Consider the following 724-nt stretch of genomic DNA (forward strand, 5'->3'; position numbering starts at 1 on the left):
AAGCAGAAATACTCAAGATTGATGACATATTTAAATTAAATTTGAGTATCCCTAATTATCAAAGACCATACAAATGGACAATTAAAAATGTACAACAATTAATCGATGATCTTCTCCAAAATTTTAGGGAGGAGAAAAAAATATACCGCATCGGAACAATTGTTTTAAATAAGAATAAGAATAAAGGCTGTTCTGAAATAGTAGATGGCCAACAGCGGCTTATTACACTCTCGTTATTGCTTCATAAACTGGGGAAGGATGTGTCTCTTTTAAAGGAAAAACCGAATCATAGCATCAGCAAAAATAATATTACAACGAACTATAATTTTCTTAAAAACTATAATTTCACAAATGAATTTAAGGATTACCTCCTTAGCACGTGTGAAATGGTTTGTATTGAACTAAATGACTTAGATGAGGCTTTTCAATTTTTTGATTCACAAAATGCCAGAGGCAAACCTTTAGAATCTTATGACCTCTTAAAAGCCTATCATTTAAGAGACATGAGAGATAAAGACAAGCGGATTATTCACCAATGTGTCGAACGCTGGGAGAAATCTGCAATGTCTAATGATATAAATAATTTAGATAAAATTATCAATTATATCTTATTTAGACTTCGCCGCTGGCATTACAAAGAGAATGCAGAAATATTTACATCAGATGAATTAGATACATTTAAAGGCGTTCATGAAAAAGTTGATTATCCTTACTTACACGGAAT

Annotated in this window: 1 protein-coding gene; it reads left to right on the forward strand. The window is 31.2% G+C overall.

Annotated features, from left to right (window positions below; all coding sequences use genetic code 11):
- Nucleotides 1–41 precede the first annotated feature (41 nt).
- On the forward strand, nt 42–724 hold a 683-nt coding region (locus ACTHS3_RS16355; protein ID WP_440368553.1), incomplete at its 3' end, for a DUF262 domain-containing protein.

Source organism: Neisseria sp. P0009.S007, assembly GCF_051962515.1.